Origin of the sequence: Dickeya fangzhongdai (assembly GCF_002812485.1) — a bacterium.
Lineage (GTDB): Bacteria > Pseudomonadota > Gammaproteobacteria > Enterobacterales > Enterobacteriaceae > Dickeya > Dickeya fangzhongdai.
Window position 1 is genome coordinate 1,474,594 of record NZ_CP025003.1, and the last position, 20,787, is coordinate 1,495,380.

At 55.3% G+C, this 20,787-nt stretch carries 19 protein-coding genes; 18 read left to right on the top strand and 1 reads right to left on the bottom strand.

Annotated elements, in window-relative coordinates; all coding sequences use genetic code 11:
* Position 1: 1 nt before the first annotated feature.
* Positions 2 to 790 (top strand): endonuclease VIII, encoded by a 789-nt coding sequence (nei, locus tag CVE23_RS06840; protein ID WP_100849159.1) that lies wholly within the window; start codon positions 2 to 4, stop codon positions 788 to 790.
* A gap of 106 nt (positions 791 to 896) precedes the next feature.
* Here the strand turns inward: nei and CVE23_RS06845 are convergent, their stop codons facing one another.
* A complete protein-coding gene (locus CVE23_RS06845) occupies positions 897 to 2,183 on the bottom strand; it encodes a citrate synthase (RefSeq protein ID WP_038660825.1) in 1,287 nt (428 codons plus the stop codon).
* Positions 2,184 to 2,829: 646 nt separating this feature from the next.
* Here CVE23_RS06845 and sdhC point away from each other — a divergent pair.
* The 17 genes from sdhC to tolB all read left to right on the top strand — a co-directional run bounded on the left by sdhC (position 2,830) and on the right by tolB (position 20,765).
* Positions 2,830 to 3,219: a succinate dehydrogenase cytochrome b556 subunit gene (sdhC, locus tag CVE23_RS06850; protein ID WP_038918316.1), complete on the top strand. Its 390-nt coding sequence runs from the start codon at positions 2,830 to 2,832 to the stop codon at positions 3,217 to 3,219.
* Positions 3,213 to 3,560 (top strand): succinate dehydrogenase membrane anchor subunit, encoded by a 348-nt coding sequence (gene sdhD / locus CVE23_RS06855; RefSeq protein WP_033570062.1) that lies wholly within the window; start codon positions 3,213 to 3,215, stop codon positions 3,558 to 3,560. The genes sdhC and sdhD overlap by 7 nt, the downstream gene beginning before the upstream one ends.
* Entirely contained in the window at positions 3,560 to 5,326 is a 1,767-nt protein-coding gene (gene sdhA / locus CVE23_RS06860; protein ID WP_038660815.1) for a succinate dehydrogenase flavoprotein subunit, read from the top strand. The genes sdhD and sdhA overlap by 1 nt, the downstream gene beginning before the upstream one ends.
* Positions 5,327 to 5,344: 18 nt before the next feature.
* Positions 5,345 to 6,061 (top strand): succinate dehydrogenase iron-sulfur subunit, encoded by a 717-nt coding sequence (locus CVE23_RS06865; RefSeq protein ID WP_038918317.1) that lies wholly within the window; start codon positions 5,345 to 5,347, stop codon positions 6,059 to 6,061.
* 242 nt (positions 6,062 to 6,303) lie between these two features.
* Positions 6,304 to 9,111: a 2-oxoglutarate dehydrogenase E1 component gene (sucA, locus tag CVE23_RS06870; RefSeq protein ID WP_038918318.1), complete on the top strand. Its 2,808-nt coding sequence runs from the start codon at positions 6,304 to 6,306 to the stop codon at positions 9,109 to 9,111.
* Between the two features lie 17 nt (positions 9,112 to 9,128).
* Positions 9,129 to 10,355, top strand: coding sequence for a 2-oxoglutarate dehydrogenase complex dihydrolipoyllysine-residue succinyltransferase (odhB, locus tag CVE23_RS06875; RefSeq protein ID WP_038918320.1), 1,227 nt, complete (start codon positions 9,129 to 9,131; stop codon positions 10,353 to 10,355).
* Positions 10,356 to 10,493: 138 nt separating this feature from the next.
* Positions 10,494 to 11,660 (top strand): ADP-forming succinate--CoA ligase subunit beta, encoded by a 1,167-nt coding sequence (gene sucC / locus CVE23_RS06880; RefSeq protein ID WP_100849160.1) that lies wholly within the window; start codon positions 10,494 to 10,496, stop codon positions 11,658 to 11,660.
* On the top strand, positions 11,660 to 12,532 hold the full coding sequence (gene sucD / locus CVE23_RS06885) for a succinate--CoA ligase subunit alpha (RefSeq protein ID WP_038918322.1): 873 nt from the start codon (positions 11,660 to 11,662) through the stop codon (positions 12,530 to 12,532). The genes sucC and sucD overlap by 1 nt, the downstream gene beginning before the upstream one ends.
* A gap of 702 nt (positions 12,533 to 13,234) precedes the next feature.
* Positions 13,235 to 14,800, top strand: coding sequence for a cytochrome ubiquinol oxidase subunit I (cydA, locus tag CVE23_RS06890; protein ID WP_038660796.1), 1,566 nt, complete (start codon positions 13,235 to 13,237; stop codon positions 14,798 to 14,800).
* Between the two features lie 12 nt (positions 14,801 to 14,812).
* Positions 14,813 to 15,952, top strand: a complete 1,140-nt coding sequence (cydB, locus tag CVE23_RS06895; RefSeq protein ID WP_049853572.1) for a cytochrome d ubiquinol oxidase subunit II — start codon at positions 14,813 to 14,815, stop codon at positions 15,950 to 15,952.
* A gap of 16 nt (positions 15,953 to 15,968) precedes the next feature.
* Positions 15,969 to 16,085 carry a cytochrome bd-I oxidase subunit CydX gene (cydX, locus tag CVE23_RS06900; RefSeq protein ID WP_012770583.1) on the top strand — a complete coding sequence of 39 codons (117 nt, stop codon included), beginning with the start codon at positions 15,969 to 15,971 and terminating at the stop codon, positions 16,083 to 16,085.
* A complete protein-coding gene (gene ybgE, locus CVE23_RS06905; RefSeq protein ID WP_100849161.1) occupies positions 16,082 to 16,375 on the top strand; it encodes a cyd operon protein YbgE in 294 nt (97 codons plus the stop codon). Before cydX ends, ybgE begins: the two co-directional genes overlap by 4 nt.
* Before the next feature lie 134 nt (positions 16,376 to 16,509).
* Positions 16,510 to 16,914 (top strand): tol-pal system-associated acyl-CoA thioesterase, encoded by a 405-nt coding sequence (gene ybgC / locus CVE23_RS06910; RefSeq protein WP_038660789.1) that lies wholly within the window; start codon positions 16,510 to 16,512, stop codon positions 16,912 to 16,914.
* Entirely contained in the window at positions 16,911 to 17,597 is a 687-nt protein-coding gene (gene tolQ / locus CVE23_RS06915) for a Tol-Pal system protein TolQ (RefSeq protein ID WP_033570051.1), read from the top strand. Before ybgC ends, tolQ begins: the two co-directional genes overlap by 4 nt.
* Before the next feature lie 12 nt (positions 17,598 to 17,609).
* The gene (tolR, locus tag CVE23_RS06920) at positions 17,610 to 18,035 is read left to right on the top strand and encodes a colicin uptake protein TolR (RefSeq protein WP_012770579.1); all 426 of its coding nucleotides are present in this window, start codon (positions 17,610 to 17,612) and stop codon (positions 18,033 to 18,035) included.
* A 126-nt stretch (positions 18,036 to 18,161) separates the two neighbouring features.
* Complete coding sequence (tolA, locus tag CVE23_RS06925) at positions 18,162 to 19,346, top strand: cell envelope integrity protein TolA (protein ID WP_038918325.1); 1,185 nt, start codon at positions 18,162 to 18,164, stop codon at positions 19,344 to 19,346.
* Between the two features lie 132 nt (positions 19,347 to 19,478).
* Positions 19,479 to 20,765, top strand: a complete 1,287-nt coding sequence (tolB, locus tag CVE23_RS06930) for a Tol-Pal system beta propeller repeat protein TolB (RefSeq protein WP_038918326.1) — start codon at positions 19,479 to 19,481, stop codon at positions 20,763 to 20,765.
* Positions 20,766 to 20,787 lie beyond the last annotated feature (22 nt).

The following is a 20,787-nucleotide window of genomic DNA, read 5'->3' on the forward strand; positions in this document are numbered from 1 at the left end:
GATGCCCGAAGGCCCCGAAATTCGACGTGCCGCCGATCGGCTGGTTGCCGCAGTGGTGGGAAAAACGCTGACTGGCGTGTGGTTTGCTTTTCCTGAACTCAAATCCTACGAAGCAACGCTGATGGGGGAAAAGGTTGAACGTATCGTCACCCGTGGCAAGGCGCTGTTGACCTGGTTCTCCAATGACGTGGTCATGTACAGCCATAATCAGCTGTACGGGGTCTGGCGTGTGGGAAAACAGCCGCCCGATACCCGCCGGGAGCTGCGAGTCAGGTTGGATACCGCCGATAATGCCGTTTCGCTCTACAGCGCCTCTGATATCACTATGCTGACGCCCGAACAGCTGGCGACTCACCCTTTTTTACAGCGGATTGGGCCGGACGTGCTGGATGAGTCATTAACGGTCGACGAGGTGCGGGAACGGCTGCTGTCGGCGCGCTTTTGCCGCAGGCAACTCGGTACCCTGCTGCTGGATCAGGGATTTTTGGCCGGGCTTGGCAATTATCTGCGGGTGGAAATTTTGTGGGCGTCAGCGCTGGCGCCAACGCGGCGGGCGGCGGATCTCAGCGAGACTGAACTGGCGATGTTAAGCCGCATGCTGCTGGAGATTCCCAGATTGTCGTACCAGACTCGCGGTTCGGAAGACGATGAGAATCGTCATCATGGCGCGTTATTCCGTTTTCACGTGTTTCATCTGGATGGGAAACCCTGCGAGCGCTGTGGTCACCCTATTGTGAAAAGCCTGGTGGCGTCACGACCGTTTTATGCCTGCCCGCACTGCCAGCAATGATACGCGGGTGAGGGGACCGGTGCGGCGAACGGTATGATAAATACAAATAAAAAAGGTCGGGTTGAGCCCGACCTTTTCACTGCTAACCACCAGAGGGCGGCCGCGTTTAGCGTTTGGTGACTGATGGCTCGAAATCGCGTTCGCTGTGGCCGGTGTACAGCTGGCGCGGACGGGCGATTTTCAGCCCTTCGCCGTGCATTTCGCTCCAGTGAGCGATCCAGCCGACGGTACGCGCCATCGCGAAAATCACCGTGAACATGGTGGACGGAATGCCCATGGCTTTCAGGATGATGCCGGAGTAGAAGTCCACGTTGGGGTAGAGCTTGCGCTCGATGAAGTACGGGTCGTTCAGTGCGATATTTTCCAGCTCCATCGCCACTTCCAGCAGGTCATCCTTGGTGCCCAGCTCTTTCAGCACTTCATGACAAGTCTGGCGCATCACGGTGGCGCGCGGGTCGTAGTTCTTATACACGCGGTGGCCGAAGCCCATCAGGCGGAACGAGTCGTTCTTGTCCTTGGCGCGTTTGATGAAGGCTGGAATGTGCTCGACGGAACTGATTTCTTCCAGCATACGCAGACAGGCTTCGTTGGCGCCGCCGTGTGCCGGCCCCCATAGCGAAGCGATGCCCGCGGCGATACACGCGAACGGGTTGGCGCCGGAAGAACCGGCGGTACGCACGGTGGACGTGGACGCGTTCTGTTCATGATCGGCATGCAGAATCAGGATGCGGTCCATAGCGCGTTCCAGCACCGGATTCACTACGTATTCTTCGCACGGCGTAGCAAACATCATGTGCAGGAAGTTGCCGGCGTAGGACAGGTCATTACGCGGATACACGAACGGCTGGCCGATGGAGTACTTGTAGCACATGGCCGCCACGGTCGGCATTTTCGACAGCAGGCGATAGGCGGCGATTTCGCGGTGACGTTCGTTGCCGATGTCCAGCGAGTCATGGTAGAACGCCGCCAGTGCGCCCGTCACGCCGCACAGCACCGCCATCGGGTGGGAGTCACGGCGAAAGCCGTGGAACAGGCGAGTGATCTGCTCGTGAATCATGGTATGGCGGGTAACGGTGGTCTTGAAGGTGTCGTACTGTTCCTGCGTCGGCGCTTCGCCAAACAGCAGGATGTAGCAGACTTCCAGGTAGTTGGATTTTTCCGCCAGTTGCGCGATGGGATAGCCGCGGTGCAGCAGTACGCCCACATCGCCGTCAATATAAGTGATTTTGGATTCACAGGACGCGGTAGAGGTAAAACCGGGGTCAAATGTGAAATAACCTTTAGAACCGAGGCTACGAATATCAATTTCGTCGTTGCCAAGCGTACCAGACAGGACATTCAGCTCAATAGACTCTTTACCGTCTATGGTAAGCGTTGCTTTTTTATCAGCCATTTACAGTCTCCTTAGCGCTTTAATCTTTAATTTTAAAAATTCGTCACTGCAGAAATACCGTCATGCCCGCACACTGGACAAAGTAAACAGACCAGACGTCACTCTGCGGTCTGCAAGAAGACCGGGGTACAGAGTTGACCATATGTCAGGCGGCCACAGTCAGGGTGAACACGTGCTCTCCCAGCCTGGGCATTAACCCTGTCCTGCTCTAATTGTAGCTAGTACTTATCACTTTTCCGGGGACTTTGTTTCCCACTGTTACATAACTTTGGTGAATGGGAAAGAGCTACCGATGAGCTTTAACAGGGCAAAAGGTTTCTTGGGTCCTAGTTGTAATTTAAATGTTTAAGATTTGTCAAATCAGATAATTAATTTTATATAAATTGTGAAATTCGTGATCTTACTCACTGTTCAGGGCAAATGTGCCCAAACAGTTTGTAGGGTAATTGTAATAAGAATGTGAAGTGCCTATACTGCCGCCAGGTCTCCGGAATACCCTGCAGTAGGAGCACCCAGTGTGATCGGTTTGTGCGACTGAAGAAAAGGATCATGATTCAGGCGCGCATTGACAGAGACAAACATCATCTCACTGTCCACACTGTCTGACCCCACAACAGGTCCGGAGGAAGAAAATAATAAAAGCTGTGTGGGCAAACCCGTGAAAAAACAAAGACCTGTCAATCTGGATCTGCAGACGATCCGGTTCCCCGTTACCGCGATAGCATCTATTCTTCACCGTGTCTCCGGCGTTATTACGTTTGTTGCTGTGGGTATTCTGTTGTGGCTGCTCGGTCTCTCCCTCTCTTCGCAGGAAGGGTTTGTCCAGGCGGCGGCCATCATGGACAGCTTCATCGTGAAATTCATTGTCTGGGGCATTCTGACCGCGCTGGCCTATCATATTGTAGGTGGTCTGCGCCATCTGCTGATGGATTTCGGCTACATCGAAGAAAATTTCGCGGCGGGATCACGTTCTGCAAAAACCTCTTTCATTATTACTGTCGTGCTTTCATTTTTGGCTGGAGTCCTCGTATGGTAAGCAATGCCTCCGCATTGGGGCGTAATGGCGTACACGATTGGTTATTACTTCGCGCTTCTGCCATCGTCATCGTGCTGTATGTCCTGTATATCGTTGGCTTTGTGGCCAGCGCCGGTAACATCACGTATGAAATCTGGCGTGGTTTCTTCGCCATGCACCTCACCAAGGTATTCACCCTGCTGACGTTGTTCGCCATTCTGGTCCATGCCTGGATCGGGATGTGGCAGGTGCTGACTGATTACATCAAACCGCTGGCCGTCCGGCTGACTTTGCAGCTGGCTATCGTGGTCGCGTTATTGGTGTACGTCATTTATGGAACTGTTGTGGTGTGGGGTGCGTAATGAATTTGCCAGTCAGAGAGTTTGATGCCGTTGTCGTCGGCGCGGGTGGTGCCGGTATGCGCGCCGCGCTGCAGATTTCCCAGATGGGCCTGTCCTGCGCCCTGTTATCAAAAGTGTTCCCGACTCGTTCCCATACCGTGTCCGCTCAGGGCGGAATTACCGTGGCGCTGGGTAACACCCACGAGGATAACTGGGAATGGCACATGTATGACACCGTGAAAGGTTCCGACTATATCGGTGACCAGGACGCGATTGAATATATGTGCAAAACCGGTCCGGAGGCGATTCTGGAACTGGAGCACATGGGGCTGCCGTTCTCCCGTCTGGATGACGGCCGCATTTATCAGCGCCCGTTCGGCGGTCAGTCCAAGAATTTCGGCGGCGAGCAGGCTGCCCGCACCGCGGCGGCGGCGGACCGTACCGGTCACGCGTTGCTGCACACGCTGTATCAGCAGAACCTGAAAAACCATACCACGATCTTTTCCGAATGGTATGCGCTGGATCTGGTGAAAAACCAGGATGGCGCGGTGGTGGGATGTACCGCCATCTGCATCGAAACCGGCGAAGTCGTTTATTTCAAAGCCCGTGCCACCGTACTGGCGACCGGCGGCGCAGGCCGTATCTATCAGTCCACCACCAACGCCCACATCAACACCGGCGACGGCGTCGGCATGGCGTTGCGCGCCGGCGTGCCGGTGCAGGACATGGAAATGTGGCAGTTCCACCCGACGGGGATCGCCGGCGCCGGCGTGCTGGTGACCGAAGGGTGCCGCGGTGAAGGCGGTTACCTGCTGAACAAGCACGGCGAGCGTTTCATGGAGCGCTATGCGCCGAACGCCAAAGATCTGGCGGGGCGCGACGTAGTAGCGCGTTCCATTATGATCGAAATCCGCGAAGGCCGGGGCTGCGATGGCCCGTGGGGGCCGCACGCCAAACTGAAGCTGGACCATCTGGGCAAGGACGTTCTTGAATCCCGTCTGCCGGGCATTCTGGAACTGTCCCGTACCTTTGCGCACGTAGACCCGGTGAAAGAGCCGATTCCGGTTATCCCGACCTGCCACTACATGATGGGCGGTATTCCGACCAAGGTAACCGGCCAGGCGCTGACCGTGAACGAGAAGGGCGAAGACGTGGTGATTCCGGGTCTGTTCGCCGTGGGCGAAATCGCCTGCGTTTCCGTACACGGCGCCAACCGTCTGGGCGGCAACTCGCTGCTTGACCTGGTGGTGTTCGGTCGTTCCGCCGGTATGCACCTGCAGGAATCTCTGGCCGAACAGGGCGATACCCGCGACGCCAGCGATTCCGATGTCGACGCCTCGCTGGAACGTCTCAACCGGTGGAACAATACCCGTTCCGGTGAGGACCCGGTGGAGATCCGCAAGGCGCTGCAAGCCTGCATGCAGAATAACTTCTCGGTATTCCGCGAAGGCGACGCGATGGCGAAAGGGCTGGAAGAGCTGAAAGTGATCCGCGAGCGTCTCAACAATGCCCGTCTGGACGATACTTCCAGCGAGTTCAACACCCAGCGCATCGAATGTCTGGAGCTGGACAACCTGATGGAAACCGCTTACGCCACCGCGGTATCGGCAAACTTCCGCACTGAAAGCCGTGGTGCTCACAGCCGCTTCGACTATCCTGATCGTGATGACGAGAATTGGTTGTGTCATTCGCTGTATCAACCGCAAACCGAAAGCATGACGCGCCGTGAGGTGAACATGCAGCCTAAACTGCGCCCGGCGTTCCCGCCGAAAGTGCGTACTTATTAATTGTGCGGAGAGAAAGCGATGAAAGTTGAATTTTCCGTTTATCGTTACAACCCGGATGTCGATAGTGCGCCGCGCATGCAGGACTATACGCTGGAAGCGGAAGAAGGCCGCGACATGATGCTGCTGGATGCGTTGATCCTCCTGAAAGAACAGGATCCGACGTTGGCGTTTCGCCGCTCCTGTCGTGAGGGGGTGTGTGGTTCTGACGGTCTGAACATGAATGGCAAGAATGGGCTGGCGTGCATTACTCCGGTGTCCACCCTGCGTAACGGCAATAGCAAAATTGTGATCCGCCCCCTGCCGGGGTTGCCGGTTGTTCGTGATTTGGTGGTGGACATGGGGCAGTTCTATGCCCAATATGAGAAAATCAAACCTTACCTGTTGAATAATGGGAAAAATCCGCCGGCGCGCGAGCATTTGCAATCGCCGGAACAGCGGGAAAAACTGGATGGACTGTACGAGTGCATCATGTGCGCTTGCTGCTCCACGTCCTGCCCGTCGTTCTGGTGGAACCCGGATAAGTTTATCGGGCCTGCCGGTCTGCTGGCCGCGTATCGTTTCCTGATCGATAGCCGCGATACGGAAACCAAAGCGCGTCTGGACGACCTGAATGACGCTTTCAGCGTATTCCGCTGTCACAGCATCATGAATTGCGTCAGCGTTTGCCCGAAAGGCTTGAACCCAACGCGCGCCATCGGCCATATCAAGTCGATGCTGTTGCAGCGTAGCGCCTGAGTTTCAGACGCATGTAACAAACCGGTTCCCCCGCAGTAAGGCGGGGGAGTCACAGGAAACCTTTAAAAACCGGCTTATGCGCCAGAACCGTTTTTTAAAGGTTCCTTCAGGATAGGAATATCCGCAGCGTGTGTAACCAGGCACAGCAAGTGAACCGTTTTTACGGCAACCCGTTTTATAACGGCAACATAAGACATGTTAACCACGGCGAAAACTGAAGCTTATTAGCTTAAGGGATCACAATGCAGAACGGCGCAATGAAGGCCTGGCTGGATTCCTCCTATCTGGCGGGCGCGAACCAGTCCTACATAGAGCAGCTCTATGAAGATTTTTTAACTGACCCGGATTCTATCGATCACAGCTGGCGTTCGATTTTTCAACAACTTCCCACCACTGGGGTTAAACCGGATCAACTTCACTCCAAAACCCGCGACTATTTCCGCCGCCTGGCGAAAGACGCTTCGCGTTATACCTCTTCCATTACCGATCCTGACAACGATGCCAAGCAGGTTAAGGTATTGCAGCTGATTAACGCTTTTCGTTTCCGTGGTCATCAGCATGCCAATCTTGATCCGCTGGGTTTATGGAAACAGGAACACGTACCGGATCTGGATCTTGCCTATCACAACCTGACTGACGACGACCTGAAAGAGAGCTTCAATGTCGGCTCGTTCGCCATCGGCAAGGAAACCATGCAGCTTGGCGAGCTGTACGCGGCGCTCAAGCAGACCTACTGCGGCCCGATTGGCGCAGAATACATGCACATCACCAATACCGAAGAAAAACGCTGGATTCAGCAGCGCATCGAGTCGGTAGTGGGGCTGGCGAGTTTTACCGTCGAAGAAAGAAAGCGTTTTCTGAAAGAGTTGACCGCCGCCGAAGGGCTGGAGCGCTATCTGGGCGCCAAGTTCCCAGGTGCCAAGCGCTTCTCGCTCGAAGGGGGCGATGCGCTGATCCCGATGCTGAAGGAAATCATCCGTCACGCGGGTAAAAACGGTACGCGCGAAGTGGTGATGGGGATGGCCCACCGTGGGCGTCTCAACGTGCTGGTGAACGTGATGGGTAAAAAACCCCAGGATCTGTTCGATGAGTTCTCCGGCAAGCACAAAGATCACCTCGGTACCGGCGACGTGAAATACCATCAGGGTTTCTCGTCTGATATGGAAACCGAAGGCGGCAAAGTGCATCTGGCGCTGGCGTTCAACCCGTCGCATCTGGAAATTGTCAGCCCGGTGGTGATTGGATCGGTACGCGCGCGTATCGATCGTCTGGACAACCCCAGCAGCTCTCTGGTGTTGCCGATCACCATTCACGGCGACGCCGCGATTGCCGGTCAGGGCGTGGTGCAGGAAACCCTGAACATGTCTAAGGCTCGGGGTTACGAAGTAGGCGGTACTATCCGTATCGTCATCAACAACCAGATCGGTTTCACCACGTCGAATCCGCGTGATGCTCGTTCCACCGAATACTGTACCGACATCGGCAAGATGGTGCAGGCGCCGATTTTCCACGTCAACGCCGACGACCCGGAAGCGGTGGCGTTCGTCACCCGTCTGGCGCTGGATTTCCGCAACACCTTCCAGCGTGATGTATTCATCGATCTGGTGTGCTACCGCCGTCACGGTCATAACGAAGCCGATGAGCCGAGTGCTACCCAGCCGGTGATGTACCAGAAGATCAAGAAACACCCGACGCCGCGTAAAATCTACGCCGACCGTCTGGAGCAACAGCAGATGGCGACGCTGGAAGACGCCACCGAGCTAGTCAATCTTTACCGCGACGCGCTGGATGCCGGCGAATGCGTGGTAGACGAGTGGCGCCCGATGGATATGCACTCCTTCACCTGGATGTCTTATCTCAACCATGAGTGGGATGAGCCTTATCCGCACAAGGTTGAAACCAAACGCCTGCAGGAGCTGGCGCACCGGATCAGTGAAGTGCCGGAAGCGCTGGAAATGCAGCCGCGCGTCGCCAAGATTTATAACGACCGCGCCGAGATGGCGGCGGGTGAAAAACTGTTCGACTGGGGCGGAGCGGAAACGCTGGCTTACGCCACGCTGGTGGATGAGGGCATCCCGGTACGTCTGTCCGGTGAAGACGCCGGGCGCGGCACCTTCTTCCATCGTCATGCGGTGGTGCATAACCAGAAAGGCGGTTCCACTTACACGCCGCTGGCGCATGTGCATAACGCGCAAGGTGTGTTCAATGTCTGGGATTCGGTGCTGTCTGAAGAGGCGGTGCTGGCGTTCGAATACGGTTATGCCACCGCCGAACCGCGCACGCTGACTATCTGGGAAGCCCAGTTCGGCGACTTCGCCAACGGCGCGCAGGTAGTGATTGACCAGTTCATCAGTTCCGGCGAGCAGAAGTGGGGCCGTATGTGCGGTTTGGTGATGCTGCTGCCGCACGGCTATGAAGGTCAGGGACCGGAGCACTCCTCCGCGCGTCTGGAGCGTTATCTGCAACTGTGCGCCGAGCAGAACATGCAGGTGTGCATTCCGTCCACGCCGGCGCAGGTGTACCACATGTTGCGCCGTCAGGCGTTGCGTGGCATGCGTCGCCCGCTGGTGGTGATGTCGCCGAAATCGCTGCTGCGTCATCCGCTGGCTACTTCCACGCTGGATGAACTGGCAAGCGGCCAGTTCCAGCCGGCGATTGGGGAAATTGACGAGCTTGATCCGAAAGCGGTGAAGCGCGTCGTGCTGTGTTCCGGCAAGGTCTACTATGATTTACTGGAACAACGTCGCAAGAATGAACAGAAAGATGTGGCGATAGTGCGTATCGAACAGCTGTACCCGTTCCCGCATCAGGCCGTGCAGGCCGCGCTGGAGCCGTTCGCTCACGTACATGATTTTGTCTGGTGCCAGGAAGAGCCGCTGAACCAGGGCGCGTGGTACTGCAGCCAGCACCACTTCCGTGAGGTGATTCCTTTTGGCGCCTCGTTGCGGTATGCCGGTCGTCCGGCCTCTGCTTCACCCGCCGTCGGCTATATGTCCGTACACCAGAAACAACAACAAGCTCTGGTTGATGACGCGCTGAACGTTAATTAAATGAATAAGGATAGATAATGAGTAGCGTAGATATTCTTGTCCCTGACCTGCCTGAATCGGTAGCCGATGCGACTGTGGCTACCTGGCACAAGAAACCGGGCGACAGCGTCCAGCGTGATGAAGTGCTGGTTGAAATTGAAACCGATAAAGTCGTGCTGGAAGTTCCTGCGATTGAAGCCGGCGTGCTGGAAGTGGTGCTGGAAGCGGAAGGCGCCACCGTGACGTCCCGTCAGGTCCTGGGGCGTTTGCGTCCCGGCGACAACTCTGGCAAGGAAACCAGCGAAAAAGCGCAGAGCAAAGAATCGACGCCCGCACAGCGTCATACAGCCGGGCTGGAAGATGAGAATAACGATGCCCTGAGTCCGGCTATCCGTCGTCTGATTGCCGAGCACGATCTGGACGCGGCTGCCATCAAGGGCAGCGGTGTCGGCGGCCGTATCACTCGTGAAGACGTGGAAAAACACCTGGCTGCTCAGAAACCGGCTGGCAAAAAGGCGGATGCGCCTGCCGCAGCGCCGGTTTCATCTGCACCGGCTCTGGGCAACCGTAGCGAGAAACGCGTTCCCATGACCCGTCTGCGTAAGCGTGTGGCCGAGCGTCTGCTGGAAGCCAAAAACAGCACCGCCATGCTGACCACGTTCAACGAAATCAACATGAAGCCAATCATGGATCTGCGCAAGCAGTATGGCGAGGCGTTCGAGAAACGTCACGGCATTCGCCTGGGCTTCATGTCCTTCTATATCAAGGCCGTTGTGGAAGCCCTGAAGCGTTTCCCGGAAGTGAATGCGTCCATTGATGGCGAAGATGTGGTTTACCATAACTACTTTGACGTCAGCATCGCGGTGTCGACCCCGCGCGGTCTGGTGACGCCGGTGCTGAAAGATGTCGATCTGCTGGGTATGGCCGAGATCGAGAAGAAAATCAAAGAACTGGCGGTGAAAGGCCGTGACGGCAAACTGACCGTCGAAGAGCTGACCGGCGGTAACTTCACCATCACCAACGGCGGCGTGTTCGGTTCCCTGATGTCGACCCCGATCATCAACCCGCCGCAGAGCGCGATTCTGGGGATGCACGCCATCAAGGATCGCCCGATGGCGGTGGATGGTCAGGTGGTGATTCTGCCGATGATGTACCTGGCATTGTCCTACGATCATCGTCTGGTCGACGGCCGTGAATCGGTCGGTTTCCTGGTTACCGTTAAAGAGATGCTGGAAGACCCGGCCCGCTTGCTGCTGGATGTCTAACGCGTTGCAGTGAAAGGCGGCCGGCCTGCGCCCTGCCGCCTTTATTATGTGCTATGCAGGCCGTTGCGAACGCGCGGCGGCGTTATCCACGACAGAGAGTCTTTGGACTTATCTTCAAACTTAAATGGATAGAACATCATGAATTTACATGAGTATCAGGCAAAACAGCTCTTTGCGCGGTATGGTTTACCGGCGCCTACCGGTTACGCCTGCACAACACCGCGTGAAGCGGAAGAAGCGGCATCCAAGATTGGCGCAGGTCCGTGGGTCGTGAAGTGTCAGGTACATGCCGGCGGCCGCGGCAAGGCCGGCGGCGTGAAGCTGGTGAACAGCAAAGAAGAGATTCGCGCCTTTGCCGAAAACTGGCTGGGCAAGCGTCTGGTGACCTACCAGACTGACGCCAGCGGCCAGCCGGTTCACCAAATTCTGGTGGAAGGCGCGACGGACATTGATAAAGAACTTTACCTGGGTGCGGTCGTCGACCGCGGCACTCGTCGTGTGGTGTTCATGGCATCCACCGAGGGTGGGGTAGAGATTGAGAAAGTTGCGGAAGAAACGCCGCACCTGATCCATAAAGTCGCGCTGGATCCGTTAACCGGCCCGCAGCCGTATCAGGGGCGTGAGCTGGCGTTCAAGCTGGGCCTCAGCGGCAAGCAGGTGGCGCAGTTCACCAAAATTTTCATGGGACTGGCGACCCTGTTCCTGGAGCGTGATTTGGCGCTGGTGGAAATCAACCCGCTGGTGATCACCAAACAGGGCGATCTGATCTGTCTGGACGGCAAGCTGGGCGCCGACGGCAATGCCTTGTTCCGTCAGCCGGAACTGCGCGAAATGCGCGACCACTCTCAGGAAGACGCGCGTGAAGCGCATGCCGCTCAGTGGGAACTGAACTATGTGGCGCTGGATGGCAATATCGGCTGCATGGTAAACGGCGCCGGTCTGGCTATGGGAACCATGGACATCGTGAAACTGCACGGCGGTTCACCGGCCAACTTCCTTGATGTGGGTGGCGGCGCTACCAAAGAGCGTGTTACTGAAGCCTTCAAGATCATCCTGTCCGACGACAAGGTGAAAGCGGTTCTGGTGAATATTTTCGGCGGTATCGTGCGTTGCGACCTGATTGCCGACGGTATTATCGGCGCGGTAGCCGAAGTGGGTGTGAACGTTCCGGTGGTGGTGCGTCTGGAAGGCAACAATGCCGAACTGGGAGCGCAAAAACTGGCGGATAGTGGTCTGAATATCATTGCTGCGACCAGCCTGACGGATGCGGCTCAGCAAGTGGTTGCTGCAGTGGAGGGTAAATAATGTCCATTCTGATCGATAAAAACACCAAAGTCATCTGTCAGGGTTTTACCGGCAGTCAGGGGTCGTTCCATTCAGAGCAGGCGATTGCTTACGGTACGCAGATGGTTGGGGGCGTGACGCCAGGCAAGGGCGGCACCGAGCATCTGGGTCTGCCGGTATTTAATACCGTGCGCGAAGCGGTAGAAGCCACTGGCGCGACAGCGTCGGTCATCTATGTCCCGGCGCCGTTCTGCAAGGACTCCATTCTGGAAGCCATTGATGCCGGCATCCAGTTGATCATCTGTATCACTGAAGGTATCCCGACGCTGGATATGCTGACGGTGAAAGTGAAGCTGGAGCAGAGCGGCGTTCGGATGATCGGTCCGAACTGTCCGGGGGTCATTACGCCGGGCGCCTGCAAGATCGGCATCATGCCGGGCCACATTCATCTGCCTGGCAAGGTAGGCATCGTGTCCCGTTCCGGTACGCTGACCTATGAAGCGGTGAAGCAGACTACTGATACCGGTCTGGGTCAGTCGACCTGCGTAGGTATCGGCGGCGACCCGATTCCGGGCTCAAACTTTATCGATATTCTCAAGTTGTTCGAGCAGGATCCGCAAACCGAAGCCATCGTGATGATCGGTGAAATCGGCGGCACCGCGGAAGAAGAAGCGGCAGCTTACATCAAAGAGCATGTTACCAAACCGGTAGTGGGTTACATCGCTGGGGTTACGGCGCCGAAAGGCAAGCGCATGGGCCATGCCGGCGCGATTATCGCGGGCGGCAAAGGTACGGCGGATGACAAATTCGCTGCGCTGGAAGCGGCGGGCGTCAAGACCGTACGCAGCCTGGCTGATATCGGCGATGCGGTAAAAGCCGTGCTGGGGCGTTAAGCCGCAGGCTCAGCATACCGGAAAAGTAGTGTGTAATATTTTCAAAGTTCGACATGTTTGGCCACCTCGGGTGGCCTTTTTTATATTTGAAGCTTGTCGCAAAAATATAGCCTGAAAGAAAAATATTTAATCAATCCGGCAACAATAAAGTAACAATGAGCGCATAAATTAAAAAATTCTATATTTGAGATCAACTCGCGCTATTTTTAATTAAAATAAGAAATATATTATTAACGACACGCATCGGAAACCGCCCAATTACATTGGATTAACATTTGATGAAATGTAAAATAAAAGACGCATTTTATTAACATTGGGATGGATATTTGTTTTAGATCAAAAATCCAGGCTGGATATCCATTTGAAAATAAGATTAAATTGCGTCAGGTCAATTGTGTCTTTGGCGGTATGCGGTGCAGAGGTTGGCGTAGAATCAAAAAACTCAATCCGCATCACGTAAAAACCTATTTATTGTAGGGTTGTAGAGGCGTAATATACCGATACTCTTATCCGAGTATGCTATTTGTAATTCTGTAATTTCTCTTTGGCTTACTTTTCAAATGCGCCGTGGTGACGTGGTAGCGCATATTGAGGCCTGTGCTAAAGCAATTGTTGTGTTCTTTAGGTTACTAACTGCCGGGTATTTAGTGGCTTGTCCGTACAGCGAGCTAAAGACCCTCCTGCGAGGAGCAAGGAGTTAAGATGTTTGATGTAGTCGAACTGTCACGTTTACAGTTTGCCTTGACCGCGATGTATCATTTCCTGTTCGTGCCTTTAACGCTGGGGATGGCGTTTTTGCTGGCGATCATGGAAACCGTGTATGTCCTGTCCGGCAAACAAATCTACAAAGATATGACCAAGTTCTGGGGCAAGTTGTTTGCAATCAACTTTGCTCTCGGCGTTTCCACCGGTCTGACCATGGAATTCCAGTTCGGTACTAACTGGTCATATTACTCTCACTATGTCGGCGATATCTTCGGTGCACCTCTGGCAATCGAAGGATTGATGGCGTTCTTCCTGGAATCCACTTTCGTCGGGTTGTTCTTCTTTGGCTGGGATCGCCTGGGCAAAGTGCAGCACATGGCGGTAACCTGGCTGGTGGCATTGGGTTCCAACCTGTCTGCGCTGTGGATCCTGGTGGCTAACGGCTGGATGCAGAACCCGGTCGCGTCGGATTTCAACTTCGAAACCATGCGCATGGAGATGGTGAGCTTTGCCGATCTGGTGCTGAACCCGGTTGCACAGGTGAAATTCGTTCACACTGTCGCCGCGGGTTACTGTACCGGCGCGATGTTCATTCTGGGCATCAGCTCTTACTACCTGCTGAAAGGGCGCGATGTCGCTTTCGCCAAACGCTCCTTTGCTATCGCAGCCAGTTTTGGTATGGCGGCGGTGCTGTCTGTTATCGTGCTGGGCGATGAGTCCGGTTATGAAATGGGCGACGTGCAGAAAACCAAGCTGGCGGCCATCGAAGCTGAATGGGAAACCCAGCCAGCGCCGGCGGCGTTCACTCTGTTCGGTATTCCGAATCAGGAGACGATGGAGAATAAGTACGCGATTCAGATTCCCTATATGTTGGGCCTGATCGCCACCCGTTCTACCGACAAGACCGTTACCGGCCTGAAAGAGTTGATGGAACAGCATGAAGTGCGCGTTCGTAACGGGATGAAAGCTTATCACCTGTTGCAGCAACTGCGTTCCGGCAACACCGATCCGGCGGTTCGTGATGAATTCGTCAAGAACAAGCAGGATCTCGGTTATGGCCTGCTGCTCAAGCGCTATACCACCAATGTGGCTGATGCCAGCGATGCGCAGATCAAACAGGCGGTCAAGGATTCTATCCCGCGTGTGGCGCCGTTGTACTTCTCCTTCCGCATCATGGTGGCCTGTGGCGTGCTGATGTTGTTGATCATCGGTCTGTCTTTCTGGACGGTGCTGCGCAACAAGATTGGTCAAAAACGCTGGCTGCATCGTATCGCGCTGTACGGCATCCCGTTACCGTGGATTGCCGTTGAAGCCGGCTGGTTTGTGGCTGAATACGGCCGTCAGCCGTGGGCGATTGGTGAAGTGTTGCCGACAGCTGTCGCCAACTCCTCGCTCACCGCGGGAGACATCCTGTTCTCCATGGGACTGATTTGTGGTCTTTACACGCTGTTCCTGGTGGCTGAAATGTACCTGATGTTCAAGTACGCACGTCTGGGTCCAAGCAGCCTGAAAACGGGGGCCTATCACTTCGAACAGCCGATCGCGGCTCAGGAAGCACGGTAACAGGAGTCCACTATGTTTGATTATGAAGTATTGCGTTTTGTCTGGTGGCTGCTGATTGGTGTGCTGCTGATCGGTTTTGCGGTCACCGATGGTTTCGACATGGGCGTAGGTGTTCTGGTTCGCCTGATGGGTCGCAACGATGTAGAGCGCCGTGTGATGATTAACAGCATCGCGCCGCACTGGGACGGTAACCAGGTTTGGTTGATCACGGCGGGCGGCGCACTGTTCGCTGCCTGGCCGATGGTTTACGCCGCCGCGTTTTCCGGTTTCTACATCGCCATGATTCTGGTGCTGGCGTCTCTGTATTTCCGTCCGGTCGGCTTTGACTACCGGTCGAAAATCGAAGATCCGCGTTGGCGTAACATGTGGGACTGGGGCATTTTCATCGGTAGTTTCGTACCGCCGGTGGTCATCGGGGTGGCATTCGGCAACCTGCTGCAGGGCGTGCCGTTCCATGTGGATGAGTATCTGCGCCTGTACTACACCGGCAATTTCTTCCAGTTGCTCAATCCGTTCGGGTTGCTGGCGGGCGTTGTCAGCCTGAGCATGATCGTGGCTCAGGGCGCTACCTATCTGGTGATGCGTACCTCTGGCGATCTGCACTTCCGCGCTAAAAAGGTTGCTCAGTTTTCTTCGCTGGCGCTGACAGTAACCTTTGCTCTGGCCGGAGTCTGGGTGGTTTATGGCATCGATGGCTATGCGGTGACCTCGGTCATCAATACCGCTGGTGAATCTAACCCGCTGCATAAAGAAGTGGCGCGTCAGGCCGGCGCCTGGCTGGTCAACTTCAATCAGCACCCGGTTCTGTGGGCTATCCCGCTGCTGGGCGTCGTGCTGCCGTTGATGACTGCTGTCATGGCCCGTGCGGAGAAAGGCGCGATGGCGTTCCTGTTCTCTTCGCTCAGTATCGCCTGTGTGATTCTGACCGCCGGGATCGCCATGTTCCCGTTCATTATGCCGTCGGTGACGGTACCGAATGTCAGCCTGACTATGTGGGATGCCACATCCAGCCTGCTTACGCTCAGAGTGATGACCGTGGTAGCGATTATTTTCGTTCCCATCGTGCTGTCCTACACCATCTGGTGTTACTACAAGATGTTCGGACGCATCACCAAAGAGCATGTTGAGCAGAACTCTCATTCGTTGTACTAAGTAAGGAGCCTGACTTATGTGGTATTTTGCCTGGATATTGGGAACGCTTCTTGCTTGTTCGCTAGGCGTGATTACCGCTCTGGCACTGGAACAGAGCGAAGCAACCAAGACGAATCAAGATAAACCGCAATGATTGCTTTCATTGATCGTCTGTACCGCTGTATGGATAAGGGCCCGTTACGGGCCCTTTCCCTGATTATGGCGCTACTGCTGGCCGGCTGCGTATTCTGGGAGCCGGCGCGTTTTGCCGCACGCACCAGCTCGCTGGCGGTCTGGCAGGGGATAGCGCTGATTTGGGCGGTCTGTACCGGCGTCGTTCACGGCGTGGGTTTTCGTCCTCAGGGGATGCGCTGGCGCGCTTTCTTTTCCCCCCTTCCGGCCTTTGTGATCCTGGCCGCAGGATTGTATTACTACTTCCTGTAAAATAGCCTCTCATTCCTTTTGGTTATGGGTTGTCCGCAACCCATAATTATTTACCTTCCTGTACATAGAACCCATTCCAAACCTTATCCCTCTTGCGTATAGTAGCGGGGTTTATCGCATTACCGGGATGTAGAGTGAGTAATAAAGTGTTCCGCTGGCCAGTGCGCGTCTACTATGAAGATACAGATGCAGGTGGTGTGGTTTATCACGCGCGTTATGTGGCCTTCTATGAACGGGCCAGAACCGAAATGTTGCGCGCACACGATTTTCATCAGCGCGTACTCATGAATGAACATGTTGCCTTTGCTGTTCGTAAAATGACGGTTGAGTATCTTGCCCCGGCGCGTCTTGACGACTTACTGGAAGTGCAGAGCGAAATCGTTGTGATACGCGGCGCTTCCCTGACATTCGCACAGCGAATCCTTGACTCACATGGCACCCTGCTAAGCCATGCCGAGGTTTTAGTCGCATGCATCGATCCATTTCAAATGAAGCCAATTGCGCTTCCTAAGTCTATTGTCGCGGAGTTTAAGCAGTGACTGACATGAATATTCTTGATTTGTTCCTGAAGGCTAGCCTTCTGGTTAAACTTATCATGTTAATTTTAATCGGTTTTTCCATCGCTTCCTGGGCGATTATCATTCAGCGTACCCGTATTCTGAATTCTGCGACGCGTGACGCCGAAGCGTTTGAAGACAAGTTCTGGTCGGGGATTGAACTGTCCCGTTTGTATCAGGAAAGCCAGACTCGCCGCGAAAGCCTGGGCGGAACCGAACAAATCTTCTATGCGGGCTTCAAAGAGTTCGCCCGTTTGCACCGCGCCAACAGCCATGCGCCTGAAGCGGTGGTGGAAGGCGCGTCTCGCGCCATGCGCATTTCCATGAACCGCGAGCTGGAAACATTGGAAACCCACATTCCTTTCCTCGGCACCGTCGGCTCCATCAGCCCTTATATCGGTCTTTTTGGTACCGTATGGGGGATTATGCACGCATTTATCGCGCTCGGCGCAGTGAAGCAGGCGACGTTGCAGATGGTTGCGCCCGGTATCGCGGAAGCGTTGATCGCTACCGCCATCGGTCTGTTCGCCGCGATTCCGGCGGTCATGGCCTATAACCGCCTGAACCAGCGCGTCAACAAGCTTGAGCAGAATTACGATAACTTCATGGAAGAGTTCATTGCTATCCTGCATCGTCAGGCTTTCTCCAGCGAAGGCAACCGTTAATCGGGAGGTGATATGGCTCGTGCGCGTGGCGGCCGCCGGTCGCTGAAATCCGAGATTAATATTGTTCCCCTGCTGGACGTGTTGCTGGTGCTGCTGCTGATCTTCATGGCGACCGCACCGATCATTACCCAGAGCGTGGAAGTGGATCTGCCGGATGCAACCGAATCCAAAACCGTATCCAGCAACGATAATCCGCCAGTGATTGTCGAGGTATCCGGTGTAGGGCAATACAGTCTGGTGGTTGATCATAATCGTATGAATCAACTGCCTGCGGAGCAGGTGGTGGCTGAAGCCCAGTCCCGCCTGACCGCAAACCCGAAAACGGTCTTTTTGATCGGGGGTGCCAAGGATGTTCCTTATGATGAGATCATCAAGGCGCTGAATTTGTTGCATCAGGCGGGTGTCAAATCTGTCGGGTTGATGACACAGCCGATTTGACCGGCGAGTCCGTGAATGATGAAGTCTGTGGATAATGGCGTTTGTGCACGATGACGTTTTTACACGATGACGTTTTTACACGATGAGTAGTCATTTGTCTGGCAAAACTGTTTTTGGGAACCCCTTGTGTTAAAGGCAAACGAACGAAACGATAAGCTAAAGCGTGCCGTCATTATCTCGGTCGTTTTGCACGTTATTCTGATTACGTTGCTGATTCTGAGTTCGCTGAACCAGAAGATGGATGACGCCAGCGGCGGTGGCGGCGGGTCATCCATCGACGCGGTGATGGTCGATCCCAGCGCGGTGGTCGATCAGTACAACCGGCAACAACAACAACAGAACGATGCCCGCCGCGCCGAACAGCTGCGTAAGAAGCAGGCGGAACAGCAGGCAGAAGAACTGCAGGCGAAACAGGCGGCTGAACAGCAACGGCTGAAAGAACTGGAAAAAGAGCGTCTGCAGGCGCAGGAAGAGGCGAAACAGCAGGCGCAGGAACAGGCAGAACAACGTAAACAGGCGGAAGAAGCCGCCCAGAAAGCGAAAGAACAGCAGAAACAGGCGGAAGCCGCCGCCGCTAAAGCCAAAGCGGAGGCCGAGCAGCAAGCTAAAGCCGCAGCCGAGGCGAAGAAGCGTGCTGAGGAAGAAGTGAAAAAGCAGGCTGCTGCCGACGCGAAGAAAAAGGCGGAAGAAGAGGCTAAAGCCAAGGCTGCCGCCGCGGCAGAAGCAAAGAAAAAAGCGGAAGAGGAAGCCAAAGCCAAGGCGGCGGCTGATGCTAAGCAGAAAGCCGAGGAAGAGGCTAAGGCCGCCGCGGCGGAAGCCGCCAAGGAAAAGGCGGCAGCCGATGCTGCCAAGAAAGCCGAGGCGGCCGCCGCAGCCAAGAAAGCAGCTGACGACAAGAAAAAGGCGGCCAAACAGGCCGGTGAGGTTGATGATCTGCTCGGCGGGCTGGCTTCATCGAAGAACGCGCCGAAAGGCGGCGGCAGTGCCGCTGGCGGCGGAGCGCCGGCCGGGGTAGGCAATAACAAGAAGAGCGGGGCATCCGGCGCTGCGCTGGACAGCTACGGCAGCCAGGTTCGCACCGCGATTCAGAGCAAATTTTATGACTGGGAGTCCTACAAGGGGCGCACCTGTACGTTACGTATCAGACTGGCGCCGGATGGCCTGCTGGTTGATGTGAAGAGCGAGGGGGGCGATCCGGCGTTGTGTCAGGCGGCGATTGCTGCTGCCAAACAGGCGCGGATACCGAAGCCGCCCAGCTCTGATGTATATGAAGCTTTCAAGAACGCACCGATAGACTTTAAACCGCAGTGACCCGGTTGCCAGTTGGCGGAGTTTAAGACTATGACTATATCTGGTCGCCGTGCACATCGTGTTTGTTGATATGGGTTTGTTAAAACGCTGCCAGGTTATCGTAGGCTCTGGAGCCGGGATAAGGGAGATGAGATGAAGCAGGCATTAAAAATTGCATTGAGTTTTCTGATGCTGTGGACGGCTGTGTTGCATGCAGAAGTCCGTATTGAAATTACCCAGGGGGTCGACTCTGCGCGCCCAATCGGTGTGGTTCCGTTCAAATCGGCGGGCGGCGCTGTTCCTGAAGAAATCGGCAGTATTGTCGCCGCGGATTTGCGCAATAGCGGCAAGTTTAATCCGATCGATCCGAGCCGTATGCCTCAGCAGCCAGGTAGTGCCGCTGAAGTGACTCCGGCCGCCTGGACTGCTCTGGGGATCGATGCGGTAATTGTCGGCCAGGTTCAACCGACTGCGGATGGCTACCTGGTGTCCTATCAACTGGTGGATACCTCCGGCAGTGCCGGCAGCGTACTGGCCCAGAACCAGTTCAAAGTGACCAAACAGTGGCTGCGTTATGCCGCTCACACCGCCAGTGATGAAGTGTTTGAAAAACTGACCGGCATCAAGGGCGCTTTCCGTACCCGTATCGCCTATGTGGTGCAGACCAATGGCGGGCAGTATCCGTACGAATTGCGTGTAGCGGACTACGACGGTTACAACCAGTTCGTGGTACACCGTTCTCCGGAACCGCTGATGTCTCCTTCCTGGTCGGCGGATGGCAGCAAACTGGCGTATGTGACGTTTGAAAGCGGCCGCTCCGCGCTGGTTGTTCAGACGCTGGCTAATGGCGATATCAAACAAGTCGCTTCTTTCCCGCGTCATAACGGTGCGCCGGCATTCTCTCCGGACGGCTCCAAACTGGCGTTTGCGCTCTCCAAGAGCGGTAGCCTGAATCTGTATGTGATGAATCTGGGCTCTGGTCAGATTTCTCAGGTGACCGACGGTCGCAGCAATAACACTGAGCCGACCTGGTTCCCTGACAGCCAGACGCTGGCCTATACTTCTGACCAGGCTGGTCGTCCGCAGATTTATAAAATCGGTGTTAACGGCGGCGCTCCCCAACGTCTGACCTGGGAAGGCGCTCAGAATCAGGATGCTGAAATCAGTAGCGATGGTAAATTCCTGGTGATGGTCAGCTCCAACGGCGGCGCTCAGCATGTCGCCAAACAGGATCTGGTAACGGGTGGCGTTCAAGTATTAACGGACACGTTCCTGGATGAAACGCCGAGTATCGCACCCAATGGCACCATGGTAATCTACAGTTCCAAACAAGGGCTGGGTTCCGTGCTGCAACTGGTTTCGACCGACGGGCGTTTTAAAGCGCGTCTTCCGGCAACCGATGGTCAGGTGAGATTCCCTGCCTGGTCGCCGTATATGTAATCAAAATATGTACAATAACCTA